The 19,170-nt window shown below is 69.2% G+C and carries 16 protein-coding genes; 9 read left to right on the top strand and 7 right to left on the bottom strand.

Going from position 1 to position 19,170, the window contains the following annotated elements; genetic code table 11:
- Positions 1–85 precede the first annotated feature (85 nt).
- Positions 86–883, top strand: a complete 798-nt coding sequence (gene hisN / locus AC37TH_RS18850) for a histidinol-phosphatase (RefSeq protein WP_490765869.1) — start codon at positions 86–88, stop codon at positions 881–883.
- A gap of 92 nt (positions 884–975) precedes the next feature.
- On the opposite strand, the gene AC37TH_RS18845 is transcribed toward hisN, so the two are convergent.
- Entirely contained in the window at positions 976–1,452 is a 477-nt protein-coding gene (locus AC37TH_RS18845; protein WP_490765868.1) for an SRPBCC family protein, read from the bottom strand.
- Entirely contained in the window at positions 1,449–1,820 is a 372-nt protein-coding gene (locus AC37TH_RS18840) for an ArsR/SmtB family transcription factor (protein WP_490765867.1), read from the bottom strand. The genes AC37TH_RS18845 and AC37TH_RS18840 overlap by 4 nt, the downstream gene beginning before the upstream one ends.
- Positions 1,821–1,949: 129 nt before the next feature.
- Here AC37TH_RS18840 and AC37TH_RS18835 point away from each other — a divergent pair, with 129 nt between their 5' ends.
- Genes AC37TH_RS18835 through AC37TH_RS18825 form a run of 3 tightly spaced genes read left to right on the top strand, consistent with a single transcriptional unit; the run spans position 1,950 to position 5,046 of the window.
- Positions 1,950–2,825: an ABC transporter ATP-binding protein gene (locus tag AC37TH_RS18835; protein ID WP_490766094.1), complete on the top strand. Its 876-nt coding sequence runs from the start codon at positions 1,950–1,952 to the stop codon at positions 2,823–2,825.
- Positions 2,825–4,066, top strand: coding sequence for an ABC transporter permease (locus AC37TH_RS18830; RefSeq protein WP_490765866.1), 1,242 nt, complete (start codon positions 2,825–2,827; stop codon positions 4,064–4,066). Before AC37TH_RS18835 ends, AC37TH_RS18830 begins: the two co-directional genes overlap by 1 nt.
- On the top strand, positions 4,066–5,046 hold the full coding sequence (locus AC37TH_RS18825) for an NAD(P)H-quinone oxidoreductase (protein WP_490765865.1): 981 nt from the start codon (positions 4,066–4,068) through the stop codon (positions 5,044–5,046). Before AC37TH_RS18830 ends, AC37TH_RS18825 begins: the two co-directional genes overlap by 1 nt.
- On the opposite strand, the gene AC37TH_RS18820 is transcribed toward AC37TH_RS18825, so the two are convergent.
- Positions 4,949–5,437: a ribosomal maturation YjgA family protein gene (locus AC37TH_RS18820; protein WP_490765864.1), complete on the bottom strand. Its 489-nt coding sequence runs from the start codon at positions 5,435–5,437 to the stop codon at positions 4,949–4,951. The two genes, AC37TH_RS18825 and AC37TH_RS18820, sit on opposite strands and share 98 nt — an antisense overlap.
- A 63-nt stretch (positions 5,438–5,500) precedes the next feature.
- On the opposite strand from AC37TH_RS18820, the gene AC37TH_RS18815 reads away from it, so the two are divergent.
- The gene (locus tag AC37TH_RS18815) at positions 5,501–6,514 is read left to right on the top strand and encodes an adenosine deaminase (RefSeq protein WP_490765863.1); all 1,014 of its coding nucleotides are present in this window, start codon (positions 5,501–5,503) and stop codon (positions 6,512–6,514) included.
- Positions 6,515–6,614: 100 nt separating this feature from the next.
- Positions 6,615–7,754: a hypothetical protein gene (locus AC37TH_RS18810; RefSeq protein WP_490765862.1), complete on the top strand. Its 1,140-nt coding sequence runs from the start codon at positions 6,615–6,617 to the stop codon at positions 7,752–7,754.
- Here AC37TH_RS18810 and AC37TH_RS18805 read toward each other — a convergent pair.
- The gene (locus AC37TH_RS18805) at positions 7,720–9,579 is read right to left on the bottom strand and encodes a glycoside hydrolase family 15 protein (RefSeq protein WP_490765861.1); all 1,860 of its coding nucleotides are present in this window, start codon (positions 9,577–9,579) and stop codon (positions 7,720–7,722) included. The two genes, AC37TH_RS18810 and AC37TH_RS18805, sit on opposite strands and share 35 nt — an antisense overlap.
- Before the next feature lie 140 nt (positions 9,580–9,719).
- On the opposite strand from AC37TH_RS18805, the gene AC37TH_RS18800 reads away from it, so the two are divergent.
- The 3 genes from AC37TH_RS18800 to AC37TH_RS18790 all read left to right on the top strand — a co-directional run bounded on the left by AC37TH_RS18800 (position 9,720) and on the right by AC37TH_RS18790 (position 12,592).
- Complete coding sequence (locus AC37TH_RS18800; RefSeq protein WP_490765860.1) at positions 9,720–11,141, top strand: MFS transporter; 1,422 nt, start codon at positions 9,720–9,722, stop codon at positions 11,139–11,141.
- On the top strand, positions 11,138–11,656 hold the full coding sequence (locus AC37TH_RS18795) for a hypothetical protein (RefSeq protein ID WP_490765859.1): 519 nt from the start codon (positions 11,138–11,140) through the stop codon (positions 11,654–11,656). Before AC37TH_RS18800 ends, AC37TH_RS18795 begins: the two co-directional genes overlap by 4 nt.
- 63 nt (positions 11,657–11,719) lie before the next feature.
- A complete protein-coding gene (locus tag AC37TH_RS18790) occupies positions 11,720–12,592 on the top strand; it encodes an alpha/beta fold hydrolase (protein WP_490765858.1) in 873 nt (290 codons plus the stop codon).
- Positions 12,593–12,611: 19 nt separating this feature from the next.
- On the opposite strand, the gene AC37TH_RS18785 is transcribed toward AC37TH_RS18790, so the two are convergent.
- The 3 genes from AC37TH_RS18785 to AC37TH_RS18775 form a co-directional block, all read right to left on the bottom strand.
- The gene (locus tag AC37TH_RS18785) at positions 12,612–13,391 is read right to left on the bottom strand and encodes a thioesterase family protein (protein ID WP_490765857.1); all 780 of its coding nucleotides are present in this window, start codon (positions 13,389–13,391) and stop codon (positions 12,612–12,614) included.
- Positions 13,392–13,457: 66 nt separating this feature from the next.
- Positions 13,458–16,748 carry an InlB B-repeat-containing protein gene (locus AC37TH_RS18780; protein WP_490765856.1) on the bottom strand — a complete coding sequence of 1,097 codons (3,291 nt, stop codon included), beginning with the start codon at positions 16,746–16,748 and terminating at the stop codon, positions 13,458–13,460.
- Positions 16,749–16,911: 163 nt separating this feature from the next.
- A complete protein-coding gene (locus AC37TH_RS18775; protein WP_490765855.1) occupies positions 16,912–19,008 on the bottom strand; it encodes an alkaline phosphatase family protein in 2,097 nt (698 codons plus the stop codon).
- Between the last annotated feature and the right edge of the window lie 162 nt (positions 19,009–19,170).

Genomic DNA, 19,170 nt, shown 5'->3' with positions numbered 1-19,170 from the left:
CTAGCATCCGAATCGCACTCATTGCCAATCGAGCATCCCTCGACCCGGTCGCCTGCCGTTCACCTCGCGTCGGTAGGCTCTTCTGGTGACTTCCGACACCGCATCCGTCCCGCTGGCCGACGACTTGGCGTTCGCGTTGCGCCTGGCCGACCTCGCCGATTCGATCTCGCGGGAGAAGTTCCGCGCGCTCGACCTGCACATCGACACCAAGCCGGATCGCACGCACGTCACCGAGGCCGATCTGGCCGTCGAGCGGGCCATCAGGGAGCGGATCGCGGCCGAGCGGCCGGGCGACGGGATTCTGGGCGAAGAGTTCGGGACGGAGGGTGACGCATCCCGGCAGTGGATCGTCGACCCGATCGACGGCACGGCCAATTACCTGCGCGGCGTGCCCGTGTGGGGCACCCTCATCGCGCTGGCCGTCGACGGCAAGCCTGTCGTCGGCGTGGTGAGCTCTCCGGCGCTCGACCGGCGCTGGTGGGCAGCTCAGGGCGGCGGGGCCTGGCTGTCGGAGTCCGGTGCCGAGCCGCGCAGACTGCGCGTGTCCGCCGTCTCCGACCTGGAGCACGCGTCGATCAGCTTCCAGAGCATCGCGCAGTGGGACGACGCCGGTTACCTCGACAAGCTCATCGCGCTCACCAGGCAGGTCTGGCGCGACCGCGCATACGGCGACATGTGGTCGTACATGTTGCTGGCAGAGGGCGTCCTGGATGCGGTCGGAGAGTTCGACGTCAAGACCTACGATCTCGCGGCCCTCATCCCGATCGTCGAGGAGGCCGGCGGCACCTTCACCTCCGTCACCGGCGACGCGGGCCCGGGGAACGGCTCCTCCCTCGCCTCCAACGGCCTCCTTCACCCGGCTCTCCTCGCCTCCCTCGCCTAGCCCAAAAGAATCGAGCCGGTACTTATGTACGCGACACGCCGGCGTGTCGCGTACATAAGTACCGGCTCGATTGCTGGGGGACGCGGGTGCGGTCAGAGGGCGGCGAGGGCTTCCTCGAGGCGCTCGTAGCCCTCGGTGACGCCCTTGGCCTGGCCGGAGGCGACCATGCCGTCGCGGGCCTCGAGGGTGGGGTAGACGGCGTGGACCTTCACTCGAGCGCGGCCGTTGTCGAGCGGTTCGAAGGTGATCGACTCGAGGCTGACCACGTCCGGGTAGCCCTCGAACTCGAAGGTCTGGATGGCGAACTCGTTCTCGCGGACGACGTGGAACACGCCGCGGAACGCGTATTCGGCGCCCTGGGCGTCGCGGTGCACGAAGTGGTAGCCGCCTCCCGTGCTGAAGTCGTACTCCTGGATGTCCATCTCGTAGCCGCGCGGACCGCTCCACTGCGTGAGCAGCGCGGGATCCTTGTGGGCGAGGAACACCTTCTCGACCGGGAAGTCGAACTCGCGCTCGATGTCGACGTACGGAAGGCCGTCCGGCGCGGTGATGGTGACGGGGTTGCTCATTTCTTCTTCTCCTTGGATGGGTGCGCCTGGTCGCCGAGGCCGGCGAGGACGCTGTCGAGACTGCGGTACTGCTGTTCGTGAATGAGCCGGTGGTGGTCGATCCACGAGGTCAGCTCTTCGAGGGCGGCCGGTTCGAGGTGGACGGGACGACGTTGCGCGTCGCGGGTCCTGGTGACGAGCCCGGCCTCCTCCAGCACATGGATGTGGCGGGAGATCGCCTGGGTGGTGATCGCGAACGGCTCTGCCAGCTCGTTGACCGTGGCGGGGCCCGTGCTGAGCTTCGCGACGATCGCACGGCGCACAGGGTCGGCGAGAGCTTGGAACGCGCGGTCCAGCCGGGCGTCCGTGCCTTCGCTATTCGCGTCCATATCCAACCGATCTCTTTATCAACTGTTCTGTTGAGTAAGATAATCCCGAGCCCTGTCGCCGTCAACCCCTAGTCTGGAAAAGTGAGCAGTCCAACCCACGAGCCCCTCGTGCACATCGACCACTTCCGGATGGACTTCGGCCGCACCACGGTCATCCGGGATCTCTCCTTCGACATCGCCCGCGGCGAGACCTTCGGCTTCCTCGGCAGCAACGGCTCCGGCAAGACGACGACGATTCGCGCGCTGCTCGGCATCTACCAGCCGACCGGCGGCGTCCTGCACATCGACGGGCGGCCGTTCAGCCCGGAGGCGGGCGACCGGCTCGGCTATCTGCCGGAGGAGCGCGGGCTATACAAGAAGGAGTCCGTCATCGACGTGATGGTCTACTTCGGCAAGCTCAAGGGCCTCGGCAAGGAGCAGGCCCGCCGCTGGTCGCGCTCATACCTGGAGCGCGTCGGCATCGGCGACAAGGAGAAGGTGCGCCTCGACAAGCTCTCCGGCGGTCAGCAGCAGAAGGTGCAGCTGGGCGTGACGATCATGAACGACCCTGAACTGCTCATCCTGGACGAGCCGACCAAGGGCTTCGACCCCGTCAACCGGCGGCTGCTGATGGACATCATCGACGGCCAGAAGAAGGCGGGCTCCACGGTGATGATGGTGACCCACCAAATGGAGGAGGTCGAGCGTCTCTGCGACAGGGTCATCTTGCTGAAGGACGGCGGCTCGCGCGCATACGGCACCGTCGCCGAGGTGCAGGAGCAGTTCGGCGGCACCGTGATCCACGTCGACCACGACGGCACGATCCCCGGCTCCCCCGCATACACGATTGCGAAGGATGCAGACGGCCACGCCGAACTCGACGTCGCCAACCACGCGGACACCGCCGCCATCCTGCGCTCTCTGGTGGAGGCCGGCCTCGACGTGACGCGGTTCGCGCCGACCAGGAAATCGCTCGACGACATCTTCGTCGAAGTGTACGGAGCCGACAGCAGGGAGGCCGACTGATGGCGCAGCACAACCTCGGGACGGTCGTCTCGTTCGAGTTCCTCCGCACGGTGTCGAAGCGCCGGTTCTGGGCGATCACCCTCATCGTGCCGATCTTCGCCGTGGCATTGATCAGCCTGATCGTCGCCTCCAACGTGTCGACGGCGAACACGGCCGACGCGCAGAAGACGGCACGCTTCGAGTTCCAGTACCAGGATGCGTCCGGTCTCGTCGATCCCGCCGTCGCCCAGCAGCTCGGCGGCACGCCCGTCGAGAGCACGGAGGCGGGCATCGCCGCGGTGAAGTCCGGTTCGTCCGAGGCGTTCTTCGACTACCCGGCCGACCCGGCCAAGCAGTCCGTGCGCGTCTACGGCGCCGACGTCGGCCTGCTGCAGAACGCGAAGTACTCGTCGGCGGCGCAGACCGTGCTGTCGGCGAGCGTCGAGAAGAGCCTCGACTCCCCCACCGACGTCGCCGTGCTGCGCGGCGAGGTGCAGACCTCCACGACCACCTTCAAGAACGGCGCTGTCGCCCCGGGCTTCGAGGCGATCATCCCGGCCCTGATCTTCCTGGTGGCGTTCTTCGTCGTCATCGTGTTCCTCGGCAACCAGATGCTGAACTCCACGCTGGAGGAGAAGGAGAACAGGGTCACCGAGATGATCCTGACCACGATCAACCCCACGAGCCTGCTCGTCGGCAAGGTGATCTCGCTGTTCATGATCGGGTTCATCCAGATGGTGGTGTTCGCGTTGCCGGTCGTGGTGGGCTACCTGTTCTTCCGCGAGCAGCTATCCATCCCGAGCCTCGATCTCTCCGGGCTGGTTTTCGAGCCGGAGAAGATGATCGTCGGCGCGCTCATCCTGATCGGCGGGTTCGCCCTGTTCACCGGCACGCTCGTCGCGGTGGGTGCGGTGATGCCGACGGCGAAGGATGCGGCACCGCTGTTCTCGATCGTGATCTTCTCGATCATCATCCCGCTGTACGCGTCCGGCTTCGCGATCAGCTCCCCGCAATCGCCGATCGTGCAAGTGCTCGCGTTCTTCCCGTACACGGCGCCGATCACGGCGCTGATCCTGAACGCGTTCGGCTCTCTGCCGCTGTGGCAGGCCATTGTGATCATCGTCGAGCTGTTCGTGCTGTCGGCGATCGTGCTGCGCATCGCGGTGCGGCTGTTTCGCTACGGGTCGATCGAGTACACCAACAAGGTCAACATCCGGGCGGTGCTGTCTCGGCGCTCGAACTCGGCGGGGGCGCGGTCCTGATGCGCGCCGTCGTCGTCCCGACCCCCGGGGATGCGGACGTCCTGACCGTCGCCGAGGTTCCGGAGCCCGTCGCCGCCGACAGCGAGGTGCGCATCCGGGTCGTCGCGGCCGGGCTGAACGGCGCCGACCTGTCGCAGCGCCGCGGATACTATCCGTCGCCGCCCGGTGCGCCGGAATGGCCTGGGCTGGAGGTGTCCGGCGAGATCGACCAGGTCGGCGCGTCCGTGACCGGGTGGTCGGTCGGCGATCCGGTCTGCGCCCTGATTCCCGGTGGCGGATACGCCGAGTACGTCACCGTGGATGCGGGCCTCGTGCTCCCTGTGCCGCCTGGCGTCGACCTCGTGGAGGCGGCCGGGCTGCCGGAGGTGGCGGCGACGGTGTGGTCGAACGTGTTCCAGCTGGGCGAGCTGGCCGAGGGCGAGACGCTTCTCGTGCACGGAGGCTCCAGCGGAATCGGCTCGATGGCGATCCAGCTCGGGCGGGTCTTCGGCGCGCGGGTGATCGCGACGGCGGGCAGTCCTGTGAAGGTGGAGTTCTGCCGGTCGCTCGGCGCGGAGGCGGCCGTCGACTACCGGGAGAACGACTTCGTCGCCGCCGTGCGCGAGGCGACGGACGGCCGGGGCGCCGACGTGGTCCTCGACATCGTCGGCGGCGCGTACATCGCCCGCGACCTGGAGGCGCTCGCCACCGGCGGCCGCATCATGTCCATCGCCACCAGGGACCGGACCCCCGCGGCCATCGACACCGGGCTGCTCATGCGCAAGCGGGCGAGGATCTGGGGCACGACGCTCCGGGCGCGTCCGCTCGCGGAACGCATCGCCATCGTCGCGGGCGTGCGCGAACACGTCTGGCCGCACCTCGCCGCCGGACGCATCCATCCGGTCATCGACTCGGTGTTCCCGCTGGAGGACGCCCCGCAGGCGCACCGCCGGATGGAGTCGTCCGGTCATCTCGGGAAGATCCTGCTGCAGGTCCGCTGACCGGCGCGCCGATCACACCGTCGATCACTGCGTCGATCACACCGGCCACCGCGACCCCCACCGCGTATGCCACGAGGTCGATCCACTGGAACGTCGAGCCGAGCACGAAGTACGCGCCGTGGATGCTGGCCGACACAGCGTGCGGGATCGGCGTGAGTTGCAGGAACTCGATCGCCCAGCAGAACGCGAGGGCGACCACCGGTGCGACCCAGCGCGCGGCACGCGGCACGGCGAACGCCACGAGCACGACGATCAGCGCGGCATAGAGCGCATCACCGGCGAACCCGCCGACCGGCCCGTCGGCGAACGCGTGCACCGCAAGTCCCACGATCAGGATGCACGGGGCCGCGATGGCGAGGCGGGCGCGTCTGCCCAGGTTCCCACGGTTCATCCTCCGACGCTACGGTGCGCCTCCCTGTCAGCGCGTCCGCCGCGGGAATGACAAAATCGGAGGATGACCGCTCTCCCCTCCGACTCCGCCCTGTTCGCCCTGCCCAAGGCCGAGCTGCACCTTCACATCGAAGGCACTCTCGAACCCGACCTCGTGTTCGAGCTCGCCGGGAAGAACGGGCTGTCCCTGCCATACACCTCGGTGGAGGAGCTGGCCGCGCAGTACGACTTCGACGACCTGCAGTCGTTCCTGAACCTCTACTACGCGACCATGGACGTGCTCCGCACCGAGAGCGACTTCGCCGAGCTCACCCGCCGCTACCTGACCACCGCCGCCAGCCAGGGCGTCCGCCACGTCGAGCTGTTCTTCGACCCGCAGGCGCACACCGCGCGCGGGGTGCGCATCGAGACGGTGATCGACGGCATCTCCTCCGCGCTCGACGAAGCGGAGCGCGACCTCGGCATCAGCGGCGGCATCATCCTGAGCTTCCTCCGCGACGAGCCGGTGGAGTCCGCCGACATGATCCTCAACGCCGGTCTCAGCCGCCGGGAGAAGCTGCTCGGCGTCGGCCTCGACTCGGCCGAGGTCGGCTACCCGCCGTCGCTGTTCCAGGACATCTTCGCCAAGGCGAAGGACGAGGGCCTGCACGTCGTCGCGCACGCCGGTGAGGAGGGTCCGGCGTCGTACATCCGCGAGGCGCTCGACCTGCTCGGCGCCGAGCGCATCGACCACGGCATCCGCGCCGTCGACGATCCCGAACTGGTCGCGCGCCTGGCTGACGAGCGGATCGCGCTGACGATGTGTCCGCTGTCGAACCTGCGGCTCCGCACGATCGCGACGCTGGACGAGCATCCCCTGCTGCGGCTCGACGCCGCCGGTGTCCGTGTCACGATCAACTCCGACGACCCCGCATACTTCGGTGGATACGTCGGCGACAACTTCACCGCCGTCCGGGATGCGCTGGGCGTCACAGCCGACCAGGCCGAGCGGTTCGCACGCACCTCCATCGAGGCGTCGTTCGCGTCGGACGACCGCAAGGCGGAGCTGCTTTCGGAGGTGGACGCCTGGCGCGGCTGAGCGGACGCCCCTGATGGATCGTCGGCTCGATCTGGTGCATGCCGCCACCGCAGCGGTACATTGAGCCCACCACAGCCGCCGAGCTGACGAGGTGATGACGATGACGAGCACCGAGATCCAGGCACGACGTACGCCACTGTTGAGCGCTGAGGGCGCCTCCATCGTCGCCGGGGGTGGGACGTTCGTGCTGGTCGTGATCGTCGCCCTTCCGACGTTCTGGGGGCGCAGCCTCGCCATCGCCGGGCCCGACTCGCTCGGCCAGTTCGCCGCCATCGGCGCCGGAGTCATCGGTGTGCTCGCCTACCTCGCCGGTCGGCTGTGGTCGCGGGCCGGCCTCAGCCCGTTCGCCGCGCCTCCGGGGTCCGTCGCGCGGGGCGTCTCCGGTGTGGACGTCTTCGACACCATCGCCATCGCGGTCGCGCACGGCGTGGTGGCGCTTCTCGGCTGGCTCACGCTGAGCGCCGTGCTCTCGAACGGGTTCCAGGATGCGGCCGTGTACTTCCTCTCCGCCGCCGTCCTCGCCGCCGTCGCCTGCGCCGTGACGGGATACATCGTCTTCGCGTCCGCCGTGCACATGGACCTGATGCGCCTGTCGACGGTGCTCGCCGCGTTCGTCGTCGTGGGCATGCTGACCGCGATGCTCAGCGCACCGGACCCGCACTGGTGGATGCTGCACCTCAGCGCTCTCGGCATGACGAGCAGCGTCTCCTCGCTGTCGTTCAACCTGACCCTCATCGTCGGCGGCGTGATCGTGACGGCCCTCGCCCGCTACTCCACGGAGGTGCGGGGACTTCCCGCAACCGACGGCGACCATCCGGATGGGCAGCGCAGACGAGCGGCGCTTCTCCGGGTGCGGGTGTGCCTCATCCTGATCGGCGTGCTGCTCGCCGGAGTCGGCATCTTCCCCCTGAACGTCTCCGCGGTGCTCCACAACGTGTCGGCGGTCGGGATGATCGTGGTGTTCTCGCTGCTGGTGTTCTGGGTGCGCGCTGCACTCCCGGAGGCGCCTGCCTCGTTCTTCATCCTCGGGTACGTGCTCTTCGCAACCGTGGTGGTGATGCTTGTGTTCTTCGTCGTCGGGTACTACGTGCTCACCGCGACCGAACTGGTCGCAGGGGCGGCCGTGTTCAGCTGGCTCATCGTCTACCTGCGGGTCAGCGGTGCGGCGAGAGGCCGGGCAGGCCAGGGCACGCTTCCCGAACCGGTCACTGACGCTCCGTCTTCTGTTCCTGCCGCGTGAGGGCCGCATCCAGCACGATGGCCGCACGGATCAGCGCCAGGTGGGTGAAGGCCTGCGGGAAGTTGCCGAGCTGACGACCAGCCGGGTCGATCTCCTCGGCGAACAGGCCGACGTGGTTGCCGTAGGTGAGCATCTTCTCGAAGGCGTACTGCGCCTCCTCGATCCGCCCGGCGTCGGCCAGGGCGTTCACGTAGAAGAACGAGCAAAGCGAGAAGGTGCCCTCCTCCCCCGGCAGCCCGTCCGGTGACGCGGTGGGGTTGTACCGGTACACCAGGCTGTCGGTGACGAGCTCCTCGCCGATCGCGTCCAGGGTGGAGAGCCACATCGGGTCCTGCGGCGAGATCATGCCGACGAGCGGCATGAGCAGGGTGATCGCATCCACGACATCGGTGCCCGGATACTGCACGAACGCTTTGCGATCCGGGTTCCAGCAGTGCGTGAAGACCTGTTCGTAGATCGCGTCGCGGGCGTTGGTCCACTCCTCGATGGGGGCCGGGAAACCACGCTCCCGCGCGATCGAGATCGCCCGGTCGAAGGCCACCCAGCACATGATCCTGCCGTACGTGAAGTCTTTGCGGCCTCCCCTGGTCTCCCACACGCCCTCGTCCGGCTGGTCCCAGTTCTCGACGAGCCAGTCGAGCACAGCGCGCAGCTTGGTCCAGCCAGGATGACCGATCTTGCGATACTGCTCGGTGACGTAGAGGGCGTCGAACGCCTCGCCGTAGATGTCGAGCTGGAGCTGGTCGGCCGCGCCGTTGCCGATGTTGACCGGACGCGATCCCGCGTACCCTTCGAAGTCCGGGAGTTCGAGCTCCTCCAGGTCGCTGGACCCGTCGATCCGGTACATGATCTTCAACGGACCGGAGGCGTTCCCGGCCTGCTCGGTGAGGCGGTCGGAGATCCAGAGCGCGAAGGCGACGGCCTCGTCGGTGTATCCCAGGGCGAGCAGGGAGTACACGGAGAACGAGCCGTCCCTGATCCAGGTGTATCGATAATCCCAGTTGCGCACGCCGCCCAGCTGCTCCGGCAGAGCGGCGGTCGGCGCGGCGACGAGGCCGCCGGACGGCGCATACTGCAACAGCTTGAGCACCATCGCCGACCGCTCCACGGCCTCCCGCCACCGGCCGGTGTACGTGCTCACCCGCAGCCAGTCCCGCCAGAACGCCCCCGTCTTCCGAAACGCCTCCTGCCCGTGCTCCACCGTGTGCTCCGGCGCGTCGGCGGGCGGCGCGGTGTGGAACGCGAACAGCCGCAATTCGCCGGCCTTCATCGTGACGTCGAATTCGGCATCCCCGTCGGCGAGCGCCGCAGCGGCGAGCTGCTCACCGGCGTGCAAGCCTGCGAGCGCCGCGCCGCCCTGTCCGTCGTCGAAGAACACCCGGCCGCCCTCCCGGGAGGCGGTGTGCGCGCGTTTGCCGAAGTCGAACCGCGGGCGGCACTCCAGCCGGAAGGTCACCTCGCCCCGCACCACCCTGATGCCCCGCAGGATGCGGCGGTCGTCCGTCGCCACGGTCGGGTCGTCAGGCACCGGCATGAAGTCGATGACCTCGCCCACCCCGGAGGCGCTCATGAAGCGGGTGATGAGGATGGCGGTCTGCGGGAAGTACATCTGCTTCACCCGCACGTCGTCTCCGAGGGCGTGGATGCGGAAGTATCCGCCCTTCTCCCTGTCGAGCAGGGAGGCGAACACCGCGGGAGAGTCGAACCGCGGGGCGCAGAACCAGTCGATCGTCCCGTCTGTGCAGACCAGGGCGACCGATTGGAGATCGCCGATCAAACCATGGTCGGCGATGTCGGGGAACGGGTGTTTCGCTGTCTCCGCCATGGGAGCCTCCTCAGACGATGGCGTCAGCATAACCCCGGGCAGCTCCGCCTGAATAGGTGGGGTCTTATCCTCGCCGCCGTCGAGGACTAGTATCCGGTGCCATCGGGAAACGCGCTGCTTGCCGGTACAGAGAGGTCGTCATGACCGCATCGTTCACGGGGACATCCCACGCAGCGGCGCGCCGTCTCATCGCGCCGCTGGCGCTGGCGCAGTTCATCTGCAGTTTCGCCGGATCCAACATGAACGTGATGATCAACGACATCTCGCACGACCTCGGCACGACGGTCCAGGGCGTGCAGATCAGCATCACCCTGTTCCTGCTCACCATGGCCGCACTGATGATCCCGGCGGGCAAGCTGACCGACAAGATCGGCAGGAAGCGCTGCTTCACCATCGGCCTCGTCGTCTACGGCATCGGAGCGCTCGTCAGCGCAGCGGCCCCCGGGCTCTGGGCGCTCATCCTGGGCAACAGCCTGCTGGAGGGCGTCGGCACCGCCCTGCTGATCCCGCCGGTCTACATCCTCACCACCCTCTACCTCACCGACATCCCCACGCGCGCGTGGGCGTTCGGCGTGATCAGCGGCCTCGGCGGGATCGGGGCAGCCGCGGGCCCCTTGATCGGCGGGCTGATCACCACCGCGATCAGCTGGCGTGCCGCCTTCCTGTTCCAGGCGCTGATCATCGTGCTCATCCTGCTGCTGACCAGGCGGCTCACCGACCCGATCCCGGCCGACCCCGCTCGCCCGTTCGACGTCGTCGGTGCCGTGCTCTCCGCCCTCGGACTGGTCGCGCTCGTGCTCGGCATCCTCGCGGCGGACAACAGCGTGCCGTTGATGATCACGCTGATCGTGGTCGGCGTCGCCATCCTGATCGCGTTCTTCTGGTGGGTGCGGCGGCGTGAGAACGCCGGGAAGGAGGCGCTGCTCTCCAGCTCGCTGTTCCGCAACAGGCTCTCCAACATCGCCCTCATCACCCAGAACGTGCAGTGGATCCTCCTGATGGGCACGTCGTTCACGGTGTCGGCCTACCTGCAGGTGGTGCGCGGTCACAGCGCCATCGCGACCGGCGTGCTGTTCACGGCAGCGACGGTCGGACTGCTGCTGACCTCTCTGATCGCGGGGCGGCTGGCTGCCCGGTTCTCGCAGCGCGCGCTCATCCTGACCGGCTTCGTGCTGTGCGTGCCTGGCATCGCGCTGCTGATCTGGCTGGTGGTGGCGACCTCGACGGACTGGGCGTTCATCCCCGGGCTGTTCCTCATCGGCGCGGGACTCGGCCTGATGCTGACGCCGTCGGTCAACGTGGTGCAGTCGGCCTTCCCCGAGTCGGCGCAGGGCGAGATCTCCGGTCTCTCCCGCAGCGTCTCTAACCTGGGTTCGACACTCGGCACAGCGATCGCCGGAACGATCCTGATCGCCAATGTGGCCGCGGGCTCCGCTGCATACGGCACGGCGATGGCGGTCCTGGGCGTCCTCGGTCTCGGCGGCCTGGTGGCAGCGCTGCTCCTGCCGAAGGACGAGACAGCACGACGACGAGCCGGACCGGCAGCGCAGGGAGCGACATGACCGCAGGACAGAGCACGGCGAACGGTGCGCTGCGACGTGCTCGGGTGGAGTACATCACCGAGGAGTCGGTGTATGGGACGGTGCTGGTCAGCGGCATGATCGTGGCGGCCGGTGCATACGGCTCCAGCTCACTGCAGGTGTTCTGGACGGTGCTGGTCACGGTCGTCGTCTTCTGGGCGGCGCACGTCTACGCGGGAACAATCGCCGGACACGGGATCGGTCGCGACGACCATGGCAGCCTCGCGGAGTCGTTCCGGCACTCCCTGCGGCGCTCCGTCGGCTTCCTCACGTCGGCCATCCCGCCGTCGATCGTCCTGCTGCTTGGCGGGCTGCGCATCATCGACGACACCGTCGCCCTGTGGGTGGCGCTCTGGCTGGGGGTGGCGATCCTGGCGGCGCTCGGCTTCATCGTCTTCGCCCTCCGCGGCGACTCGTGGCCGGTGCGGATTCTCGGCGCCATCACCACCGCACTGTTCGGGATCGCGATGATCGTGTTGAAGGCCGTCATCCACTGAGCACGTCTTCCACCGAGCACGTCTTCCACCGAGTCCGGCCAGGTTCGGCGTACGATCCGGGCTATGACCATGCAGGAGGAACAGACCGAGGGCGAGCAGGCGGCTTTCGGAGAGCTCAGCGCGCCGGACGGCCGCACGATCCGCTACTTCGACACGGGCGCGGCAGAGGAGTCCAGCGCGTCCGGTGCTGTCCCTGTGCTCTGGCATCACGGCACGCCGCAGACCGGTGCGATCATCGCGCCCGTCGCCGCGGCCGCCGGAACAGGCATGCGCGTCGTCTCCGTCGCCCGCCCCGGCTACCCCGGTTCCACCGAGCTGCCCGGCCGCAGCATCGCGGACGCCGCGGCCGACGCGCTGCTGGTACTCGACGCCCTCGGCATCGACGCGTTCGCGACCGTCGGAGCATCCGGTGGCGGCCCGCACGCTCTCGCCTGCGCCGCCATCGCCCCCGACCGCGTGACCGCCGTCGCCACCATCGCCTCGCTCGCGCCCCGCTGGGACACCGACGACTGGTTCGCAGGGATGGCCTCCCCCGCCGCCCTCCTCACCGCCGTCATCGGCCGGGATGCGCGCCTCAGCCACGCCGAGCACGCCGAGTTCGACGAGTCGTCGTTCACCGACCGCGACTGGGCGATCCTCTCCGCGGAGTGGGCGCCCCTCGGCGCCGACGCCCAAGCGGGCTCCGCCGCGGGACCCGCCGGAGAGTCGGACGACGACGTCGCCTACGTCACCCCGTGGGGCGTCGACCCCGCCGACGTGACGGCGCCGACCCTGCTGGTGCACGGAGGAGCCGACCGCGTCGTGCCGGTCGCGCACGTGCACGCACTGCTGGAGTGCATCCCGAACGCCGACCTGCTGCTGCGGCCGCGTGACGGGCACGTGTCGGTGCTCGCCACGCTTCCGCTGGTGTTCGAGTGGCTGCGGTCGCCGGTCTGAGTCGCACCGGAGTCGCGCGTCACCCCGCCGGGCGCACCGTCAAGGTCTGCTCCGCCGTGCCGACCGGCCCGCTCTCGTCGTGCAGCACCGTGCTCGTGAGGCCCTGCCCCGTCGTCCCGAACGTGACGGTCGTGTCGAGCCCGACCCAGGGTCCGGAGGGCTGGCGGTAGAGGTGGATGGTCAGGTCGAGGTTGGGGAAGAACCAGTCCGTCGGCGCCTGCCGCACCGCCACGCCGTTCGCCGTGTCGACCAGGGCGATGTATGCGGCGTGCGCGCTGGCATCCTCGCCCGCGACCAGCGTGCGGTCGGTGCGCAGCCAGGCCGTCGCGCGACCCGGCCTTGGCGCCTCGGTCGTGCGCGCCTCCAGGGACGCCACGAACCCGCCCGGCCAGCCGTCGGCGAGTGACCAGCCGTGCTCCGGACCTGGCACGGCGAGCGTCTCCGGCGCGCCACCGGCGACAGCGGCCGTCTTCCACACCGACGTGTACCAGGCGCGCGCGAGCACCGCGCGCCTGCCCGCGATGGTCACGGTTGCCTCCATCAGTTCGATCGTGCGGCCGGGCCGGATCGTCTCCACCTCGATCTCGCACACCTCCGAGCGCAGAAAGCCGAGGATGTCGAAGCTGATCCGGGAGAGCACCATCGGCGCTGCGCCCGTCGACGCCCTGTGCCGGTCGATCGCGTGGACGACGAGACCGCCGAGCGGACCGAAGTGGATCTCGTCGTCCTGCCACGCGCCTCCCGCCTCCGGCGTGGGGCGGTAGCGGTCGGCATCGACGCGTTCGAAGTATGAGGCCATCGGGGTGTGCTCGATTCCTGGAAGGTCCGTTCGTTCCGCTTCCAACCTACCGGCGCCCGCGAGGGCTCAGCGCTTGTCCGAGCCTGCGCCGTAGCGACGGCGGCGGAGGAACAGGCCGACGAGCACCGCTGCGATGGCCGCGAGACCGAGGGCGATCGGGAACTCGGAGCCGGTCCAGGCGAGCGCGCCGTCCGGGCCGCCGGCCGGATCGGAGGGGCCGGAGCCTGCGCCGGGGTCAACGGAGCCGCTGGGCGACGGCGACGGCAGGCCGGTGTGCGTCGGGTCGGGCGTCCCGGTCGGCTGCGTCGTCGGCGTTCCGGTCGGCGTCGAAGTCGGCGTGCCGGTCGGTGTCCCGGTCGGTGTCCCGGTCGGCGTGGGCGTGGGCGTGGGTGTCGGAGTCGTCGCAGCTGCCTGCAGCCGGAACGTCGTCACCACCGCGCGGTGGTTGCTCGGCCAGGCGTTGCCCGCGACGTTCTTCGCCGACGGCCAGCCGGCCACCAGCGTGTTCGAGCCGAGCACCACGAGGTCCGCTCCGGCCGAGTACACGTAGTCGATGCGGTCCTGCGGTTCCGCCGTGCCGGTCGCCGGGTCCGTCGCCACGATCGGCGACCAGGAGTTGCCTGCCGCCTTCGCCGGGTCGGGATGCGCTGCCCGATAGGTGTCCGTCAGACCGGCAGAAGCGAGCTGGGCCGGGACCGGCCACGCGACAGCTCCCACGGTGCAGTGCGCACTCGCGGTGGCTGCGGTCCAGTCGGCGGCGGACGGCGACTCCAGGTCGGCGAGCACGATCACAGGCGTGGTGTCCGCCCCCGCCGCGTCGGCGCGCACAGCCGCGGCGAGCGCCGTGGCCTGGTCGTATCTGGCCGTCTTCTTCTCCGCATCGACCAGCGCGGCCGGATCGGTCACTCCGCCCTGGCACGCGGTCTGCGGCCCATAGGCGGCACCGTCGAGTCCTGCGCTCCACAACCGGATGTCCCTGCCGAGCACGTGCGCGGTGGCCGTGACGGCCGGAGGGGTGACGCCGGCCGCGCTGCTCGTGAGTCGCGCATCCACTGGATAGGCGGACACGATGCCGACGCCGCCGTCTCCCTCTACCGAGTACCAGCCGAGCGCTCGGGCGATGCGCGCCGCCGCCGTGCCGTCGTCCTGCTGCACGCCGATCACATCCAGCCCGTTGGATGCGATCACCGCGAGCGCCTTGAACGTCGCGTCGTTCACGTGGCTGCCCGCATCCCACAGGTTCCAGGTCGCCGCGGCGAGCTGCGGGGCGTCCGCCGATCCGATCACCGGCACCTCCACGGCGATGCGCGAGGTGGTGGTGCCGTTCGTCGCTTCCACGGTGATGGTCGCCGGGTCCGCCGCCGCAGTGGCGGGAGCGGTGCCGCGGACCGTGCCGTCCGCTCCGACCGTGAGCCAGTCGTCGCCGGAGACCTTGGTGTACGTGGTGACGGCCGTGCCGTTCCACAGCCCGCCGATGGGCTGCGAGACGGTCCCGCCCACCCGCACCTGGGGTGCGCGGAAGGTGTCGCTGAGGAAGCCGGGGGCGAGCGACGCCCCGGTGTCGGTCGGCGTCGTGCTCGGCTGGGCCGCCGTGTACTCGTTGAGCACCTGGGCGGCGCTGATCGGGGCGTCGTAGAAGTCGAAGTCGTCGATGGAGGCGTTGACGAACCCGTCCCCGGTGTCGGCGCCCGATCCCTCGGCGCCGACGGTGAAAGGGTGTCCGCTCATCAGGGAGAACGCGCTCGTCAGACCCGCGTTCAGTGCGGTCTGCTGCCCGTCGAGGTAGGTGGTCATCGTGCCGGCGCTGCGGTTGGCGACCACGGCCACCTGATGCCAGGCGCCGATCACCGAGCTGCCGCTGACCTGGGGCAGGTAGTTCTGCGCCGTCGACGTTCCGTTGCGGCCGAAGCAGGCGCGGAGCACTCCCGGCTGCCCTGCCGTGTTGTAGAGCGTCGTGCCGTTGTTGTAGCAGTGGGTGAAGTCATGGTTGGAGACGATGGGCGAGTCGGAGCTCGTCGCCGACTCGTTCATCCAGAACACGTACGAGAAGCTCGACGACGCGTCGGTCTTGCCCGCAATCAGCGGCAGGGTGAAGAAGTTGACGCCCTGGACACTCCCCGCCGGCGAGTTCACGTAGGCGGCCTTGCCCGCGACGCCCGCGCCGTACGACGGGGTGCCCGACCAGGTGCCGGAGTTGCCGCTTCCCGAGCTGTCTGCGACCGTCGTCCCTGTGTCGTCCTCGAAGTCGTACGACACGATCGGGGCGATGGTGTCCCCCGCCGCCCGGTAGCGGTTCCACACCGCATACAGGGTCACGGTCGCCCCGGCGGAGGTCGCCAGGTCGCCCGCCGTCTGCTTGTCGGCGTAGACCACAGCACCGGATGCGCTGGTCGCCCAGCCCCGGAACTGGTAGCCCGGCTTGGTGAACCCGTTCGCGGTCAGTGCCGCCTGCTGCCCTGAGGTCAGCGTCTGAGACGCCGTCGTGCCTCCGGTCGCGCCGTTGCCGTCGAAGGCCACCGTGTACGCCACGACGCTCGGCTTGCTCGCCGCGAAGTCGGCCGCCACCTGGCTGCCGGGGATGGCCGCCGCGAAGAAGTTGAAGTCGTCTATGGTGGCGTTGACGTAGCCGTCGCCAGTGTCGTTCTCGCTGCCGCTGAGTCCGCCGATGTTGAACGCCAGGCCGCTGTTGAAGGCGGTGGAGGCGGTGATCGACCCAGCGGGCGCCGTCGCCTTCTGCACGCCGTCGACGTAGAACGTGCCCGTGTTCGCCGTCCTGTCCACGACGACCGCGACGTGGTGCCACGAGTTCAGCGTGTTGCCCTGGATGCCGTGCACATACTCCTTGGTGCCACCGGAGGTCTGGCCCCAGCAGGCCTCCAGCACGCCGGCCGTGGCCTGGTTGTAGAGCGTGAGGCCCTTGTTGTTGCACGTCGCGAAGTTCTGGTTGCTGACGATCGGGCCGTACCTGGTGCGCGACTGCTCCGACATCCAGAACTCGTAGGAGAAGCTGGACGACGCATCCGTCTGTCCGGCGACCAGGGGAAGCTTCACGTAGTTCGATCCTCCGCTGACCGCCGCGGCCGTCCCGGAGACACCGGCGACATACGACCTGGTGCCCTTCCAGGTCGCGTCGTTCCCGTGCCCGGAGGAGTCGGTGACGACCGACCCGGTGTCCCCGTCGAAGGTGTACGACGCGATCGGCGTGATCGCGTCACCAGGGTCGAACGCCGGGCTCGCGGCGGCCGCGTAGCCGACCCCGACCAGGACGCCGACGATGGCGGCCGACGCTGCGACGGCGACGATGCGGTGCACCCGCGTGCGCGGGATGAGACGGTTCAGAAGGCGCTGCGCGGCCATGAGGTTCTCCGGGTGTGGTGTGCAGTGTGGTGAGGTGTGTGCAGTGGGGTGGTGTGGTGGCAAGGCCGGGCGCCGCTGGGCGCCCGGGCCGCTCAGGCGGTGAGCTGGGCGACGCGTCCGGCGTAGCGGTGCTGCCAGCCGGCGCCGGTGTCCGCCGTGAGGATCACGTCGTAGTACCCGTCCTTCGTCGGCCAGGTGACCGTCTCGGTCGCCCCGGACGCACCCACACGTTGCGTGTCCCTCCGGCGAAGTCGTTGGCGGCGAGCGCGTAGTGCACCGGCTGCAGGCCGTCGTTGTGCAGCGCGATGGTCAGCGTCGGTTCGGCGCCGGAGACCAGGTCGACATCGACCCGCGGCACGCCCGAGTTGTCCTGTCCCTCCGGCAGCACGGTCCCAGCGTGCGAACGGATGAACCCGTCGGGGCCGTAGACCGTGAAGGCGTACCTGCCGTCGTGCGCGGCCGCATCCCAGCTGTACGCCGCCGGGGTGGTAGCCGACACGGTGTGCGGCGTGTTGGCGAACGGCGCGTACTTATCGGGGAACGCCTGCAGGCTGACCGTCTTGCCCGCAGCTCCTCCCACCAGGCTGAGCCGTGCGGTCACCGTCCCGGTCTGCCTGTCCTCCTCGAACGTGCCGTGCGGGTGGAACGACAGCGGGCGCGGGCGGAGCGCTCCGCCGTCCCACTTGTCGGCCGGCGGCACCTGCGTGCTGATGGTCCCTCCTGCGCGGGCGATCTGCACGAGCGCCTCCGTGTCCGGCAGCGACGGGATGTCCACCACCGGATGCGCGAAGTCCATCGCGCTCGTCAGGTCGCCGCTGATCCCGCGCCGCCACGCCGTGATCGTGGTGCTGAGCGCCGGTGTGCCGAGCGCGGTCGTCCACGTCTCCAGGAACCGCAGGATCGAGGTGTGGTCGAACGTCTCGCTGTTCACCCAGCCACCTCGCGTCCACGGCGAGACCAGGATCGCGGGGACTCTGGCGCCGTAGCCGATGGGCGTGCTCCCCGAGTACTCCCCCGGCGTGCCAGGCTCGGCGAACGGCGGCAGCACGTGGTCGTAGTACCCGTCGTTCTCGTCGAACGTCATGATGAGCAGCGTGCTCTTCCACAGCTCGGGGTTGGACTGCAGCGTCTGCAGCACGCGGTTGCTGAAGTGCGCTCCGTGCTCCGGGTTCGCCGACGGATGCTCCGTCCAGCCGTACGGCGCCACCACCCACGACACCTGCGGCAGCGGCTGCGCTGCGCCCGGCTGGCAGGCGGCGATGAAGTCTTTGAGCACGGCGTTCAGGTTTGCGTCGCTGTCGTTGTTGGGGGCCCCGGTCGGCGCGTACGGGGCAGAGCCCGCCCGCCAGACCAGGCCGGTCCCCGGGGCGTTCTTCACCGCATCCACCCGGTTGGCGGCGTCGGTGGCCGTGCTGCCGGAGGTGGTGAACTGCGCGAACCCGCGGATCGGGTTGTCGGTGTAATCGCCGACCCAGCTGCTGCCGTTGTTGCTGTTGTCGACGTAGATGCGCCAGGAGACGCCCGCCTTCTGCAGCGCCTCCGGATAGGTCTGCCAGCTGCGGGTGCCGTTCGACTCCGAGCCGTTGTCCGTGACGCCGTTGGAGGTTCCGGTCCAGTGATAGAGGCGGTTCGGCGTGGTCGGCCCCATCACAGAGCAGTGCCAGGCGTCGCAGATCGTGTACGCGCTCGCCAGCGACCACTGCCACGGGATCTCCTCCCCGGTGACGTAGTTCATCGTGGCCGGCCCCTTCGCCCCGATCCAGTTGTTGTACCGGCCGCCCGACCAGGCGCCCAGCCCGCCCGAGTACGAGTGGTCGAGCCCGGTGGTGGTGCCGGCGACCGTGGTGACGCGACTCGGCTTCACGAACGACGAACTGTTCGGCTGCGAGAACACGTCTGTGCCGTTCTGGAACCGCAGCGCCTGCTTGTCGCTGAAGCCGCGTACGCCGGGAAGCGCCCCGTAGTAGTGGTCGAACGCGCGGTTCTCCTGCACCAGCACGACCACGTGCTTCAGATCGCTGATGTCACCGGCGAAACCCTGGGGCAGCACATACTGCGCCGGTGCGGCGCCGGCCGTTCCCGAGGCCCCCTGTCCCGCCCAGGATGCGCCGGTCGCCGCGCCGACGACGGCCGCGCCACCGAGCAGCCCGAGCGCCTTGAGCATCCCGCGCCTGGACAACCCCGACCGGAGCACCTCCGGAGGGACGGTCGCCGCACGCTCGTACGGGTCCGGGGTGAAGTCTTCCGGCTCGCTGGACATGGCACTCCTCGTGTCTGGTTCGTTCAAGGCCGGGGACAGCCGACCAAACCCAGGGAAACCGGCGGTGAACGCACGGCGACGGAACACTCCGGATGCGGTTCAGCGCCGGAATCGGTGCGCCGAGTGTTCACACTGGGCGCTGTGCGACGTGCTGCTGGCGCT

It is taken from the genome of Leifsonia sp. McL0627, from assembly GCF_058244615.1.
Note: the sequence above shows the minus strand (reverse complement) of the source record. Positions and strands in the feature narration are given on the sequence as shown.